The organism is Klebsiella oxytoca, assembly GCF_009707385.1.
Taxonomy (GTDB): Bacteria; Pseudomonadota; Gammaproteobacteria; order Enterobacterales; family Enterobacteriaceae; genus Klebsiella; species Klebsiella oxytoca_C.
In genome coordinates, this window is the sequence record NZ_CP046115.1 from 201,002 (window position 1) to 216,050 (window position 15,049).

Annotated in this window: 12 protein-coding genes and 4 tRNA genes; 11 read left to right on the forward strand and 5 right to left on the reverse strand. The window is 55.2% G+C overall.

The features are described from left to right. Position 1 precedes the first annotated feature (1 nt). The 9 genes from wzxE (at position 2) to GJ746_RS00985 (ending at position 6,591) form a co-directional block, all read left to right on the forward strand. On the forward strand, positions 2 to 1,252 hold the full coding sequence (wzxE, locus tag GJ746_RS00945; RefSeq protein WP_154678537.1) for a lipid III flippase WzxE: 1,251 nt from the start codon (positions 2 to 4) through the stop codon (positions 1,250 to 1,252). Then, positions 1,249 to 2,328, forward strand: coding sequence for a TDP-N-acetylfucosamine:lipid II N-acetylfucosaminyltransferase (locus GJ746_RS00950; protein WP_154678538.1), 1,080 nt, complete (start codon positions 1,249 to 1,251; stop codon positions 2,326 to 2,328). Before wzxE ends, GJ746_RS00950 begins: the two co-directional genes overlap by 4 nt. Then, a complete protein-coding gene (gene wzyE, locus GJ746_RS00955; RefSeq protein WP_154678539.1) occupies positions 2,325 to 3,671 on the forward strand; it encodes an ECA oligosaccharide polymerase in 1,347 nt (448 codons plus the stop codon). Before GJ746_RS00950 ends, wzyE begins: the two co-directional genes overlap by 4 nt. Before the next feature lie 11 nt (positions 3,672 to 3,682). Continuing rightward, positions 3,683 to 4,423, forward strand: a complete 741-nt coding sequence (gene wecG / locus GJ746_RS00960; RefSeq protein ID WP_154678540.1) for a lipopolysaccharide N-acetylmannosaminouronosyltransferase — start codon at positions 3,683 to 3,685, stop codon at positions 4,421 to 4,423. A gap of 240 nt (positions 4,424 to 4,663) precedes the next feature. After that, positions 4,664 to 6,046, forward strand: a complete 1,383-nt coding sequence (gene thrP, locus GJ746_RS00965; protein ID WP_154678541.1) for a bifunctional threonine/serine APC transporter ThrP — start codon at positions 4,664 to 4,666, stop codon at positions 6,044 to 6,046. 105 nt (positions 6,047 to 6,151) lie between these two features. Then, positions 6,152 to 6,228 (forward strand) — tRNA-Arg (locus GJ746_RS00970). Between the two features lie 55 nt (positions 6,229 to 6,283). Beyond that, positions 6,284 to 6,359 (forward strand) — tRNA-His (locus GJ746_RS00975). Positions 6,360 to 6,381: 22 nt separating this feature from the next. Then, a tRNA-Leu gene (locus GJ746_RS00980) sits at positions 6,382 to 6,468 on the forward strand. 46 nt (positions 6,469 to 6,514) lie between these two features. Further along, positions 6,515 to 6,591, forward strand: a tRNA-Pro gene (locus GJ746_RS00985). Positions 6,592 to 7,177: 586 nt separating this feature from the next. Here GJ746_RS00985 and hemY read toward each other — a convergent pair. Genes hemY through hemC form a run of 4 tightly spaced genes read right to left on the reverse strand, consistent with a single transcriptional unit; the run spans position 7,178 to position 11,304 of the window. Continuing rightward, positions 7,178 to 8,374: a protoheme IX biogenesis protein HemY gene (hemY, locus tag GJ746_RS00990; protein WP_154678542.1), complete on the reverse strand. Its 1,197-nt coding sequence runs from the start codon at positions 8,372 to 8,374 to the stop codon at positions 7,178 to 7,180. Positions 8,375 to 8,377: 3 nt separating this feature from the next. Then, complete coding sequence (hemX, locus tag GJ746_RS00995) at positions 8,378 to 9,604, reverse strand: uroporphyrinogen-III C-methyltransferase (RefSeq protein ID WP_154678543.1); 1,227 nt, start codon at positions 9,602 to 9,604, stop codon at positions 8,378 to 8,380. 21 nt (positions 9,605 to 9,625) lie between these two features. Continuing rightward, positions 9,626 to 10,366, reverse strand: coding sequence for a uroporphyrinogen-III synthase (gene hemD / locus GJ746_RS01000; protein ID WP_154678544.1), 741 nt, complete (start codon positions 10,364 to 10,366; stop codon positions 9,626 to 9,628). After that, positions 10,363 to 11,304: a hydroxymethylbilane synthase gene (hemC, locus tag GJ746_RS01005; RefSeq protein WP_154678545.1), complete on the reverse strand. Its 942-nt coding sequence runs from the start codon at positions 11,302 to 11,304 to the stop codon at positions 10,363 to 10,365. The genes hemD and hemC overlap by 4 nt, the downstream gene beginning before the upstream one ends. Before the next feature lie 347 nt (positions 11,305 to 11,651). On the opposite strand from hemC, the gene cyaA reads away from it, so the two are divergent. Continuing rightward, the gene (gene cyaA / locus GJ746_RS01010; RefSeq protein ID WP_154678546.1) at positions 11,652 to 14,201 is read left to right on the forward strand and encodes a class I adenylate cyclase; all 2,550 of its coding nucleotides are present in this window, start codon (positions 11,652 to 11,654) and stop codon (positions 14,199 to 14,201) included. A gap of 182 nt (positions 14,202 to 14,383) precedes the next feature. On the opposite strand, the gene cyaY is transcribed toward cyaA, so the two are convergent. Beyond that, positions 14,384 to 14,704: an iron donor protein CyaY gene (cyaY, locus tag GJ746_RS01015; protein WP_154678547.1), complete on the reverse strand. Its 321-nt coding sequence runs from the start codon at positions 14,702 to 14,704 to the stop codon at positions 14,384 to 14,386. Between the two features lie 138 nt (positions 14,705 to 14,842). On the opposite strand from cyaY, the gene lptM reads away from it, so the two are divergent. Next, positions 14,843 to 15,046, forward strand: a complete 204-nt coding sequence (lptM, locus tag GJ746_RS01020; RefSeq protein ID WP_154678548.1) for an LPS translocon maturation chaperone LptM — start codon at positions 14,843 to 14,845, stop codon at positions 15,044 to 15,046. Positions 15,047 to 15,049 lie beyond the last annotated feature (3 nt).

Consider the following 15,049-nt stretch of genomic DNA (forward strand, 5'->3'; position numbering starts at 1 on the left):
TATGTCGCTGGCTAAAGCTTCTCTGTGGACCGCGGCGTCCACGCTGGTCAAAATCGGCGCCGGTCTGCTGGTGGTGAAACTGCTGGCGGTGTCGTTCGGCCCGGCAGGCGTAGGGCAGGCGGGAAACTTCCGCCAGCTGGTGACCGTGCTTGGCGTGCTGGCGGGGGCCGGAATATTTAACGGCGTCACTAAGCTGGTGGCCCAGCACCATGACGATCGCCGGCAGTTGCACAACGTTGTCGGTACCGCTTCAGCGATGGTGCTGGGTTTCTCTACCCTGCTGGCGCTGATATTCCTGCTGGCGGCGGCGCCGATAAGCCAGGGGCTGTTCGGTCATCAGCATTACCAGAACCTGGTACGGCTGGTGGCACTGGTACAAATGGGGATCGCCTGGGCAAACTTCCTGCTGGCGTTGATGAAAGGCTTTCGCGATGCGGCAGGCAATGCGTTGTCGCTTATCGCCGGGAGCCTGATTGGCGTGGCGGCGTACTATGCCTGCTACCGTTTCGGCGGTTATCAGGGAGCATTACTTGGTCTGGCGCTGGTGCCCGCGCTGGTGGTGGTTCCGGCGGCGATGGTACTGTGGCGACGCGGCAATATTCCGCTGAGCGCGCTGCGTCCGCGCTGGGACAATGGTCTGGCGGGGCAGCTGTCGAAATTTACCTTAATGGCGCTGATTACCTCGGTGACGTTGCCAGTTGCTTACGTGATGATGCGTAACCTGCTGGCTGCGCATTATGGTTGGGATGAGGTGGGGATCTGGCAAGGTGTGAGCAGCATCTCCGACGCCTATTTGCAGTTTATTACCGCTTCGTTTAGCGTGTATCTGCTGCCTACGCTTTCTCGCCTGACTAACAAAGCGGATATCACCCGCGAAATTGGCAAATCGTTAAAATTTGTCCTCCCGGCGGTGGCGGCAGCGAGCTTAACCGTGTGGCTGCTGCGCGATTTCGCTATCTGGCTGCTTTTTTCCGAGCGTTTTACGGCGATGCGCGACCTGTTTGCCTGGCAGCTGGTGGGCGACGTGCTGAAGGTCGGAGCCTATGTTTATGGCTATCTGGTGATCGCTAAAGCCTCACTGCGTTTTTATATTCTGACGGAAATCAGCCAGTTCACGCTACTGACCGCATTCTCGCACTGGTTGATACCGGCGCACGGCGCGATCGGCGCGGCGCAGGCGTATATGGCTACGTATATTGTTTATTTCGCTCTTTGTAGCGGCGTGTTTTTAATTTGGCGTAAACGGGCATGACAGCACTGATACATGTACTGGGATCGGATATCCCACACCACAACCAGACCGTTCTGCGGTTCTTCAATGATGAGCTTGCCGTTGATGACGAGCAGGCCCGCATATTTATGGTCGTCGGTGATGCGACAGGAGTTCGTGAAGCCTATCCCGCGTTATCTATCAGCTGTTATCCGGGGAAAAAGTCGCTGGCGCAGGCGGTTATCGCGCTGGCAAAAGCGAACCGGCAGCAGCGCTTTTTCTTTCACGGTCAGTTCAATACCGGCCTGTGGCTGGCGCTGCTCAGCGGCGGGATCCGACCGGCGCAGTTTAACTGGCATATCTGGGGCGCGGACCTGTATGAGAATTCCGCCAGCCTGAAGTTCCGGCTGTTCTATCCGCTGCGGCGCATGGCGCAGGGGCGGGTGGGGCGCGTGTTTGCTACCCGCGGCGATTTGAGCTGGTTCTCCGCCCGTCATTCAGGTGTACCGGGCGAGCTGCTCTATTTCCCGACTCGTATGGATCCAGCGCTAAATTCGCTGGCAGAAAGCGCGCCGCGCGGCGATACGCTGACTATTCTGGTGGGGAATTCCGGCGACCGTAGCAATGAGCACATCGCCGCGCTGCGTGCGATTCATCAGCAGTTCGGCGATACGGTCAACGTTGTCGTGCCGATGGGCTATCCGGCCAACAATAGTGACTATATCGATGAAGTTCGCGAGGCTGGTGCGGCGCTGTTCAGCCCGCAGCATCTTCAGGTCCTGGGCGATAAGCTGGCGTTTGATGACTATCTGGCCCTGCTGCGTCGTTGCGATCTTGGCTATTTCCTGTTTGCCCGTCAGCAGGGTATCGGCACGCTGTGTCTGCTGATTCAGGCGGGGATCCCCTGCGTTCTGAACCGGGAGAACCCCTTCTGGCAGGATATGTCGGAGCAGCATATTCCGGTACTCTTTACCAGCGATGCGCTGGACGCGGCCGTGGTGCGTGAAGCACAGCGTCAGCTTGCTGGCGTGGACAAGAATCAGATAGCCTTCTTTCGTCCGAATTACCTGACGGGATGGCGACGAGCGTTACGGATTGCCGCGGGGGTGGACGCATGACATTAATGCAATTTAGCGGGCTGCTGCTGGTCTGGCTGCTGTCGACGCTATTTATCGCTACCGCCACTTACTTTGAATTTCGTCGTGTGCGTTTCAACTTCAACGTCTTTTTCTCGTTATTGTTTCTGCTGACTTTTTTCTTCGGCTTCCCGCTGACCAGTATTCTGGTGTTCCGCTTTGACGTGGCGGTCGCCCCGCCGGAAATCCTGCTGCAGACGCTGTTGGTGTCCGTCTGTTTTTATGCGGTCTACTACGTCACCTATAAAACGCGGCTGCGCCCGGCGGGCCGGGATAATCAGCATCGTCCTCTGTTTACGATGAATCGCGTGGAGACTCATCTGGCATGGGGCATTTTGCTGGGGCTGGCGTTGCTTAGCGTCGGTATCTTCTTTGCGCATAACGGCTTCCTGTTATTCAAGCTCAACTCCTATAGTCAGATTTTCTCCAGCGAAGTCTCCGGCGTGGCGCTAAAGCGCTTCTTCTACTTTTTCATCCCGGCAATGCTGGTGGTCTATTTCCTGCGTCAGGACTATAAGGCGTGGATATTCTTCCTCGTCAGCACCGTTGCGTTTGGTCTCCTGACTTACGCCATCGTTGGCGGTACCCGGGCGAATATTATCATTGCGTTTGCCATCTTCCTGTTTATCGGCATTATTCGCGGTCGGATCAGCCTGTGGATGCTGGCGGCGGCGGGCGTGCTGGGTATCGTCGGTATGTTCTGGCTGGCGCTCAAACGCTACGGCATGAACGTCAGCGGCGACGAGGCGTTTTATACGTTCCTCTATCTGACCCGCGATACCTTCTCGCCGTGGGAAAACCTGGCCCTGCTGTTACAAAACTACGACAAGATTGAGTTCCAGGGGCTGGCGCCAATCGTCCGGGATTTCTACGTTTTCATCCCCAGCTGGTTGTGGCACGGTCGGCCGACAATGGTGCTTAATGCCGCTAACTATTTCACCTGGGAAGTGCTGAATAATCATTCTGGACTGGCGATTTCGCCGACCCTGATTGGCTCGCTGGTGGTGATGGGCGGCGTCTGGTTCGTCCCGCTCGGCGCGGTGGCGGTTGGGCTGATTATTAAATGGTTTGACTGGCTGTACGAACTGGGTAATCGGGAGACGAACCGCTATAAAGCGGCGATCCTGCATAGTTTCTGTTTTGGCGCTATCTTCAACATGATCGTGCTGGCGCGTGAAGGGCTGGATTCATTTGGCTCTCGCGTGGTTTTTTTCCTCGTTATCTTTGGGCTCTGTCTTCTGGCGGCAAAGTTGCTGTACTGGCTACTGGATAGCGTGGGGCTGATTCACAAGCGGGCTAAACCGCTGACGCAACCTCAAGTCTGATAAGGGTGTACATGACTGAGACTACATCCGCGCCGTTGTACCTGCTGAGAGGGCTGCAACTCATTGGTTGGCGCGATATGCAGCACGCTCTGGATTATCTGTATGCCGATGGCGAGATCCGCACGGGTACGCTGGTGGCGATTAATGCAGAGAAGATGCTGGCGGTAGAAGACAACCCCGAGGTTCGGGCGCTGATTGAAGCCGCAGAGTTTAAATATGCTGACGGCATCAGCGTGGTGCGCTCATTACGTAAAAAATATCCTCAGGCGCAGGTGTCCCGCGTTGCCGGAGCGGATTTATGGGAGGCTCTGATGGCGCGTGCTGGCGCTCAGGGAACGCCGGTATTTCTGATCGGCGGCAAGCCCGACGTACTGGCGCAGACCGAACGGCAGCTTCGGCAGCGCTGGGACGTGAATATTGTCGGTAGTCAGGACGGCTATTTCGCCGCTGACCAGCGTCAGGCGCTGTTTGAGCGTATTCGCGCTAGTGGAGCGAAAATCGTCACCGTGGCAATGGGGTCGCCGCGTCAGGAGATCCTGATGCGCGATTGCCGGAAAGTTTATCCACACGCTCTATACATGGGCGTTGGTGGAACCTATGACGTCTTTACCGGCCACGTTCAGCGGGCGCCGAAGTTCTGGCAGGACCTTGGCCTGGAGTGGTTTTATCGCCTGGTTTCGCAGCCAAGCCGCATAAAAAGGCAGGCGCGTTTGCTGCGCTATTTACGTTGGTATTACACCGATAAGCTTTGATTTTCCACTGAGAACGGGCGGGTTTACCCGGACATTCTATGTAATGTATTTACTCGCCTGATACTTTATTTGCCATTTTCCTGAAATTCATTAACCATTCGCATGCTTAAGGCGCGGCGGGCTATTTTACCGTCGCGCAGGCAGGGCTATTCCATTGGTTCATTCATAAAAATAACCGGTATATACACATCCTGGTTGGGATGCGTTTAAACCCGGAGCAGGGCAAACACAAGAGGCTATATGACTGAGAAAAAAGCGGAACTTCAGCGGGGACTGGAGGCGCGGCACATTGAGCTAATTGCTCTTGGCGGCACGATTGGTGTGGGATTGTTTATGGGCGCGGCCAGTACGCTGAAGTGGGCCGGCCCCTCGGTTCTGCTGGCGTATATTATCGCGGGGCTCTTTGTCTTCTTTATCATGCGTTCGATGGGCGAAATGCTGTTCCTCGAACCGGTAACCGGCTCGTTCGCCGTGTATGCACATCGCTATATGAGCCCGTTTTTTGGCTATCTCACGGCATGGTCCTACTGGTTTATGTGGATGGCGGTCGGGATATCGGAGATTACGGCTATCGGGGTCTATGTACAGTTCTGGTTCCCGGATATGGCGCAATGGATACCGGCGTTGATTGCTGTCGGGCTGGTGGCGCTGGCGAACCTGGCTGCGGTACGGCTGTATGGCGAAATTGAGTTCTGGTTTGCGATGATCAAAGTCACCACCATTATCGTCATGATAGTGGTCGGGCTGGGCGTTATTTTCTTTGGTTTTGGCAACGGCGGGCACTCCATCGGCTTTGGCAATCTGACCGAGCACGGTGGCTTTTTCGCTGGCGGCTGGAAGGGCTTCCTTACGGCGCTGTGTATTGTCGTCGCCTCCTATCAGGGCGTAGAGCTTATCGGTATTACCGCCGGTGAAGCGAAAAACCCGCAGGTCACACTGCGCAGCGCGGTCGGTAAAGTGCTGTGGCGAATCCTGATTTTCTACGTGGGAGCGATTTTCGTTATCGTCACTATTTTCCCCTGGGATCAGATTGGCTCCAACGGCAGTCCGTTTGTTCTGACCTTCGCTAAAATCGGCATCACCGCGGCGGCTGGCATTATCAACTTTGTGGTGCTGACGGCGGCGCTTTCCGGCTGTAACAGCGGGATGTACAGCTGCGGGCGTATGCTTTACGCGCTGGCAAGAAACCGCCAGCTCCCTGCGGCAATCGCCAAAGTCTCGCGCAACGGCGTACCATCAGCAGGCGTGGCCCTCTCGATTCTGATTCTGTTGGTTGGCTCGTGCCTGAACTACATTATTCCTAATCCACAGCGGGTATTTGTCTACGTCTACAGCGCCAGCGTGCTGCCGGGTATGGTGCCGTGGTTTGTGATTCTGATCAGCCAGCTGCGTTTTCGTCTTGTGCATAAAGAAGCGATGGCCAGCCATCCGTTCCGTTCGCTGCTGTTTCCGTGGGCGAACTATTTGACTATGGCGTTCCTGGTTTGTGTGCTGGTAGGGATGGGATTTAATGACGATACGCGTATGTCGCTCTTTGTCGGGATTATTTTCCTCGCCGCTGTGACGCTTATTTATAAGGTATTTGGCCTTGGTCGACGCGGAAACGTGGATAATGTGGCGTAATAAGCGACAAAACGCACAAAGCATGAGCAAACGATAATTTTCTTTAAAAAGGCACTAGACAGCGGGGTAGGAAGTCCGTATTATCCGACCCCGCAACGGCGCTAAGCGCCCGTAGCTCAGCTGGATAGAGCGCTGCCCTCCGGAGGCAGAGGTCTCAGGTTCGAATCCTGTCGGGCGCACCATTTACCCGGTGCTGGAGCTGCGGTGGTTTCAATACCGCGTAAAAGATTTGTAGTGGTGGCTATAGCTCAGTTGGTAGAGCCCTGGATTGTGATTCCAGTTGTCGTGGGTTCGAATCCCATTAGCCACCCCATTATTTAGAAAGTTGTGATATTGCGAAGGTGGCGGAATTGGTAGACGCGCTAGCTTCAGGTGTTAGTGTTCTTACGGACGTGGGGGTTCAAGTCCCCCCCCTCGCACCACGACTTTATAAAGAATTGAACTAAAAATTCAAAAAAAGCAGTACATCGGCGAGTAGCGCAGCTTGGTAGCGCAACTGGTTTGGGACCAGTGGGTCGGAGGTTCGAATCCTCTCTCGCCGACCAATTTTGAACCCCGCTTCGGCGGGGTTTTTTGTTTTCTCATTCTGCAAAAAAATCTTTTATCTTCCTGATATCGCGGAAAATATTTCGTTATCCCTGACGCGATTTATTGTCCAGAATAATCCCAATTCATTGTTCAGATAGATGCATCTTCTGCAGATCCTGTGCGATAATAAACGGGTAGATGCTCATTCCATCTCTTATGTTCGCCTTAGTGCCTCATAAACTCAGGAATGATGCAGAGCCGTTTTACGGTGCTTATCGTCCACTGACAGATGTCGTATTTTATATGCTAAATCATTCATGATGTGTCGAGACGGCCAGCACGGGAATCCACAGGAGCTTACAAAGGTAAGTGACTGGGGTGAGCGTGTGCAGCCAACGAAGAGACAGCGTGAAGGATGAAGCATATAGCCTCATCAAACACCATGGACACTACGTTGAGTGAAGCACCCAATTGTTGTCAAACAGACCTGTTTTAACGCCTGCCCTGGTTTCAGAGCAGGCGTTTTTTTCTTTTCAGGGAGCGGTAAGCGTTCAGGCGGGAAAGGAAGAGACATTCTCGCCCCCGGCGGAGGCGAGAATGTGGTTATTGCTGTGGATTATTTTGTAGGGTTAACAGCAGGCCATCGCGACGCATCGTCGCCGCTTCTTCCGGCTGATGCAGGCGATCGAGCGTATCGGCCAGCCACGCGTAGTCAAATGCATCCGGGCGCTGCTTGAGCGCGGCACGGAACGCGATGCTGGCTTCCTGCCACTCGCCGTGGCGCATGAGCGATTGCCCCAGCGTGCTCCACAGCAGAGGGCGGTCGCCGACCGTTTTAAGCTGCTGGCGCAGCGCTTTCTCAAGCTGTTCCGGATTATTGGTTTTCAGCCGTGGAATCGGCATGACCAGCCGATCGTCGTAGTGTTTTTTCAGACCATCGATAATAATCTGCTGCGCGGTATCATGATCGTCGCTTTCGATAAGGCGATTAGCCATTGCCACCTGTAACGCCACCTGACCGCGGGTTTTACGATTCTGGCTTTTCCACCAGTCACGCAAACCTTCACTACCGCCGTCGGCCAGCGCTTTATCCATCAGACCAATCCACGCCAGCTGTTCCAGTTCCGCGCGATGCTCTTCATCGCTGACGTTGGCTTTCGCCATGGATGGAATGATATCCAGCAGCGAATTCCAGGCACCGGTACGAATGTAGGCTTGCTCGGCGAGACGGAGTACTTCCGGATGGCGCGGGGTGATTTCCAGTAGCCTGTCGATACCGTGGCGGGCGGCATGATTTTCATTACGCGCCAGCTGCAGGCGCACGCGGGTTATCTCGACAGGAATCAGATCGTCGCCGGCTAATTCGGTTGCGCGCTCCAGATGCTGGTTGGCGCGGGCTTCATCCCCACGCTGCTGGGCTGCTTCAGCGGCCAAAAGATAGTTAACCACCGGCTGCTCCGCGTGATCGGCATTTTTCGCCATCAGCTTCTCAACCTGCTGATAATCACCTTCCGCCAGCTTCAGCAGCGCCTGCTCGGTTTGCTTACGAGCACGACGACGCTTGCGGCCCACGAACCAGCCGCGGGTATGCGCGCCGGTACGGAAAATGCGCCGCAGCAGCCACTCAATAGCAAACAGCACCACCATGGTGAGGATCATGATGATCGCTAACCCGGTAACGCTGGTTTCAATATTGTAGTTATCGGTCTGGATCAGGACGTAGCCCTGATGACCCGCGATCATCGGCCCGACAACGATCCCGGCAATCAGCAGCGCGAAAAGTAAGAGAATTTTCAACATGCGTTATTCTCCTTGTGGCGCATGGTCTGCAGGTGCAGGTGCAGGTGCAGGTGCAGGTGCAGGTGCAGGTGCAGGTGCAGGTGCAGGTGCAGGTGCAGGGGTATTGGCCTGTGCTTCAGCCGGCTGCGCCATCAGATTACGTACCCGTGTCTGCATCAGCTTCTCCAGCAGCGCCTGGCTTTGCAGGCTTTCCGGTACGTTCATGGTGATGCTTTGCTGGCTGAGCTTGTCCACATCCTCAAGGAAGGCTTTAGTCGTGGCGTCTTCAGTGTCGTAATAGGCGCGAACCCAGGTTGAGACGTTATCCAACGCCTGTTTGTAGGTTTCTTCCTGATGGCGCGGCACGGCCTGCGCGGCGACGAGCAGACGGGAGCGAATATTTTCGCGCAGATAGACGTCCTGGTTTGGTGCCAGCAGCGGCACGGCGGTTTCGTCACGACGACGGACGGTAATAAAGCTGTCCATAAAGTTCTGCCAGCTTTTTTGCAGGTTTACCCGCCACTCGCGAATAGAGCTGGATAGCTCATCGCTATCGGAATCCATCGGGGTGTCATCGTCGTTATTGTCCGCCAGACGTAAATTATCGATCTGGTTGGCGAGCTGGTTCACTTTCAGAATGATGCCGTCATAATCAACCTGACTCACGGCGGAAAGCGAGGCGATATCATCGGTGATGGCGCGACGGGCGCCGATCAGGCTTGGGTCGTTCATATCGGCCAGGCTGGCATCAGCGCTCTTTAGCAGCGCGGCGGCGGTCGTTACATCCTGATCGCTCCACAGCTTACGTCCGGCCAGTTTCACCAGGAAATCAGCTTGTGCGAGCAGCCAGGTTTTTGCATCACCGCCGGAGATGACCGCTACTTTTTCCTGCACTTCTTCCAGCTTTTTCGCCAGCGAATCCTGCTGACGCTGCGCTTCCGCCAGCTGGTCGGTCTGCTGCTTAATGATGCCTTCGAGTTCGCTTTTCTGGCTTTCCTGTGCTTTTTGCAGCGCGGCGATTTGGCTGGAGAGCCCGGCGCTGGTTTCGTTCTGGCGAGCCGTTTGCGTCTTTGTCAGCCCATAAAGACCTACCCCAGCGGCGAGGGCGATAGCGATGGCTATCGCGCTCAGAGCGAGACTGGTTTTACTGCCGCCGTTTTTCTTTTCTACGTTGTTTTCTGGCTGTGGCGTTGTGTCCACGGCCTCCCTGGTCTCTTCAACCACGGCGGATTGATTCTGTTGTTCCGTCATTATGGCTTCCAATGTTGAGAGTTATTGTAATGCGCGTAGCAGCGCATCGTTGTCGGCGCTATCGGCAACCTGGATATCCTGCCAGCCCAATTCCCTGGCCTGCTCGGCCAGACGTTCACTGACAACTAAAATGCGACAGCTCAGGAGCCAACGTTCGCGATACCACTGCGGTATTAACGTCCAGAGCTGCTGCAGCATTTCACCGCTGGTAATGACCAGCGTCGAAACCCCGCGAGACTGCCAGCGCATTGCTTCTTCTGCGCCATCATAGTGCTTTGCACTACGTTGATAACATTCACAAAAAGTGACATCGGCACCGCGTTCGCGAAGCGTGTCACCAAGTAATTCCCGCCCACCGTTGCCGCGCAGGATGAGCGCCTTTTTCCCCGCAATGTTTTGTAATTCAGGTAATTGTAGCAAGACTTCGCTGATTTCCCGATCTAATGGATAGCGAACATCACGACTGCTGACTTTATGCAGGGCCAGCGCGGTGGTGCGACCGATAGCAAAATAATCGGGCGCAAAAGGCCAGCGTAGCCTTTGCTGCTGGAGGCGAGAGTGGGCAAACTCAACGGCGTGCTGCGATAGCGCGAAGAGTAAATCACCCGCCGCAAGGCTTGCCAACTGGCCGCCCAGCTCAGGGAGCTGGGTGCCTGGGGTAAATTCAATAAGCGGAAAGCTCCAGGCTACGCGTCCCAGCGCGCGCAGGCGACTGACCAGCTCTTCGCCTTGCGGCAGCGGACGGGTAACCAGAATGCTCATCGAGGCGCTTCTCCCGCGTAGACGGCGGCGAGAATATCGCGGGCACCGTTATCCAGAAGTTCTTCGGCAAGGGAAACGCCGAGCTTTTCGGCATCTTCCGGACGGCCACGCCGCTCGCCGCGAACGAGCTTTGAGCCATCCGGCGCGCCGACTAATGCCCGCAGCCATATTTCACCGTCGATCAGCTCGGCGTAGCTACCGATAGGCACCTGACAACCGCCCTCAAGACGGGTGTTCATTGCCCTTTCGGCACGTACCCGTATAGCCGTTTCCGTATGGTTCAACGGAGCCAGTAAAGCTTTGGTCCACTCGTCGTCAAGACGACATTCGATGCCTACTGCGCCCTGACCGACGGCGGGCAGAGATTGCTCCGGCGCCAGCGGTTGACGAATACGTGATTCCAGCTTCAGGCGCTTTAGCCCCGCTGCCGCGAGAATGATGGCGTCATACTCGCCGTTATCGAGTTTACCCAGACGCGTGCCAACGTTGCCGCGAAGGGAGCGGATCACCAGATCCGGCCGCTCCGCAGCCAGCTGGCATTGACGGCGTAAACTTGACGTGCCAACGACGCTACCGTGCGGCAGTTCAGCAATCGAAGCGTAGTGGTTCGAGACAAACGCATCGCGCGGATCTTCACGTTCGCAAATGGTGACCAGCCCCAGACCTGCAGGAAACTCCACCGGCACGTCTTTCATTGAATGGACGGCGATATCGGCGCGGCCTTCCAGCATGGCCAGCTCCAGTTCTTTCACAAACAGACCTTTACCACCCACTTTTGCAAGGGGTGTATCAAGGATCACGTCGCCGCGGGTGACCATCGGCACCAGTTCAACGGAAAGCCCCGGATGACAGGACTCGAGACGCTCTTTTACATAATGTGCCTGCCATAGCGCAAGCGGGCTTTGCCTTGTGGCAATTCTTAAAACTTTGTCTAACATGCTTGTTACCGTCATAGTCGACCACTAACCATCCTAACATTGTTGCCTTAGGGATGTTAGTTTTGTGGGGTTAAGGGTCGCGGCCATCCTTTTTAGCCTTTCATGCGTTTACGGGTTGTCGCAAACGTAGTGAAGAATTTACACGTATTAAAGGGTGCTACACTTGTATGTAGCGCATCTTTCTTTACGGTCAATCAGCAAGGTGTTAGATTGATCACGTTTTAAACCATTTGTCAGTCAGCAGTTCATCACAACCACACCGATGACGAATGGTGACGGTTTTTGTTGAAATACTGAAACTCTCCGTACTATTGTACGTCGGGTTTTTGAACATCAGGCGATATGTCTTGTACCTCTATATTGAGACACTGAAACAGAGACTGGATGCCATCAACCAATTGCGCGTGGATCGCGCCCTTGCTGCCATGGGACCCGCTTTCCAGCAGGTTTACAGTCTACTGCCGACATTATTACATTATCATCACCCGCTGATGCCGGGTTACCTTGACGGTAACGTTCCCCGTGGCATTTGCCTTTACACGCCTGATGAAACCCAACGCCACTACCTCGATGAACTCGAACTCCACCGTGGAATGCTGACCCAGGAGCCGCCGAAAGGCGAACTGCCGATCACCGGCCTTTACTCGATGGGCAGTACTTCTTCCGTTGGTCAAAGCTGCTCTTCCGACCTTGATATCTGGGTTTGCCACCAGTCCTGGCTGGATAGCGAAGAGCGACAGCTGCTGCAGCGTAAATGCAGCCTGCTTGAAAGCTGGGCCGCGTCGTTGGGCGTTGAGGTGAGCTTCTTCCTGATCGACGAGAACCGCTTCCGTCACAATGAAAGCGGTAGTCTGGGCGGCGAAGACTGCGGTTCGACTCAGCATATCCTGCTGCTGGATGAGTTTTACCGCACCGCGGTGCGCCTTGCCGGGAAACGTATCCTGTGGAATATGGTGCCGTGCGAAGAAGAGGAACATTACGACGATTATGTCATGAGCCTCTATGCGCAGGGCGTGCTGACGCCGAACGAATGGCTGGATCTCGGCGGCCTGAGCTCGCTGTCGGCGGAAGAGTATTTCGGCGCCAGCCTGTGGCAGCTGTATAAAAGCATCGACTCGCCCTATAAGGCGGTGCTGAAGACGCTGCTGCTGGAAGCTTATTCCTGGGAATATCCCAACAACCGACTGCTGGCGAAGGATATCAAGCAGCGCCTGCATGACGGCGAAATCGTCTCGTTTGGCCTCGATCCTTACTGCATGATGCTGGAGCGCGTGACGCTCTATCTGCAGGCTATCGAAGATGAAACGCGCCTCGATCTGGTGCGTCGATGTTTCTATTTAAAAGTTTGCGAGAAGCTGAGCCGCGAGCGCGCCTGCGTCGGCTGGCGTCGCGAAGTTGTCAGCCACCTTGTGAAAGAGTGGGGCTGGGATGAAAAGCGTCTGATGATGCTCGACAACCGGGCCAACTGGAAGATCGACGAAGTCCGTAAAGCGCATAACGAACTGCTTGATGCGATGATGCAAAGTTACCGTAACCTGATTCGTTTTGCGCGCCGCAATAACCTGAGCGTTTCTGCCAGTCCGCAGGACATTGGCGTACTGACGCGTAAGCTGTATGCCGCTTTTGAAGCGCTACCGGGGAAAGTGACCCTGGTGAACCCGCAAATCTCGCCGGACCTGTCTGAGCCGAATTTGACCTTTATCCACGTGCCGCCGGGCCGTGCTAACCGAACCGGTTGGTATGTCTATAATCGCGCGCCGGATATGGAGTCGATCATTAGCCATCAGCCGCTGGAATATAACCGTTATCTTAATAAGCTGGTGGCCTGGGCCTGGTTTAACGGCCTGTTGACGTCACGAACTCGCCTGTTTATTAAGGGCAACGGCATTGTCGATCTGGCGAAGCTGCAGGAGATGGTGGCCGATGTTTCGCACCACTTCCCGCTGCGTCTGCCGTCCCCGACGCCGAAAGCGCTGTACAGCCCGTGTGAAATTCGCCACCTGGCGATTATCGTCAACCTGGAATATGACCCGACGGCGGCCTTCCGCAATCAGGTGGTGCATTTTGACTTCCGCAAGCTGGATGTTTTCAGCTTCGGTGAAGAACAAAAATGCCTGATTGGCAGCGTTGATCTGCTGTACCGCAACTCGTGGAACGAAGTGCGCACGTTGCACTTTAACGGCGAGCAGGCGATGATCGAAGCGCTGAAAACCATTCTCGGCAAGATGCATCAGGACGCCGCGCCGCCGGATAGCGTGGAAGTTTTCTGCTATAGCCAGCATCTGCGCGGGTTAATCCGCACTCGCGTGCAGCAATTGGTCTCTGAATGCGTTGAGCTGCGCCTCTCCAGCACCCGTCAGGATACCGGTCGCTTTAAAGCGCTACGCGTTTCCGGGCAAACCTGGGGACTGTTCTTCGAGCGTCTTAACGTTTCGGTACAGAAGCTGGAAAACGCCATTGAATTTTACGGCGCGATTTCGCATAACAAACTGCACGGCCTGTCGGTGCAGGTGGAGACCAACCACGTCAGGCTGCCGCAGGTGGTGGACGGTTTTGCCAGCGAAGGGATTATCCAGTTCTTCTTTGAAGATGCGGATAACGATAACGGTTTTAACATCTATATCCTTGATGAGAGCAACCGCGCCGAGGTGTACCACCACTGCGAAGGTAGCAAAGAAGAGCTGGTGCGCGACGTCAGCCGCTTCTACTCTTCATCTCATGACCGCTTTACCTACGGCTCCAGCTTTATCAACTTTAACCTGCCGCAGTTTTATCAAATCGTCGACGTCGATGGCCGCGAACAGGTCATTCCGTTCCGCAGCCAGGCGATTGCCGCGGCGAGCCTTGCCGCAGGTGAAGATTCCGCGACATCATCGATGCTGCAGCACTATTCCTGAACCTGAACTATACGGGTACCTGCGGGGGAGCGATCGGTCTGAAATCTGGTGCCGGTGAACTTCCTGGGGCGCTTCGCTTGCCCGGGATACGAGTATGTGCGGTATTGTATCGTGTCACCCGGGCAGTTTTGTTGCCCGGATAAGGCGTCAGCCGCAATCCGGGGAGATCGAATTACGTTCGCTTAGCGAAAACTCACCGCTTCACCGGCCTGGCTGGTCGCCGCCTGTTCCAGCAGATCCCAGAACGTCTCGCCGCTGCGGTCGCATATCCACTCGTCGCCTTTTAAGTCGAAATGGTAGCCGCCCTGTTTCGTGGCCAGCCACACCTGGTGCAGCGGCTCCTGACGGTTGATAATAATTTTGCTGCCGTTTTCGAAGCTGATAGTTAGCACGCCGCCGTTGATTTCACAGTCGATATCGCTGTCGCCATCCCAGTCGTCGAGGCGCTCTTCGATGGTCATCCACAGGGTATCGGCCAGGCGATGGAATTCACTGTCGTTCATGGTTTTTTCCCGCTTTTTTGATAGTGGCGGCAGTATAGCGCGAAACAAAAGCGCGTGCAGTGGGATGCTAAACGCTTGCTTTTACGTCTTCTCCTGCGATGATAGAAAGCAGAAAGAATGAATCACGGGCAACTATCCATGAAAAACGTTTTCCCAGCGCTTGCCGTTTTATTAGCGGTCATTAGCCTCACCGGCTGTGGCCTGAAAGGGCCGCTTTATTTCCCGCCAGCGGATAAAACGGCGCCTCCGCCGACTAAACCGGTTGATAGCGGTGTCCAGAGTTCTACGCCGGATCGTAACGACCGCGGCGATAGCGGTGGCCCGACTCAGGTGAATTACTGACAA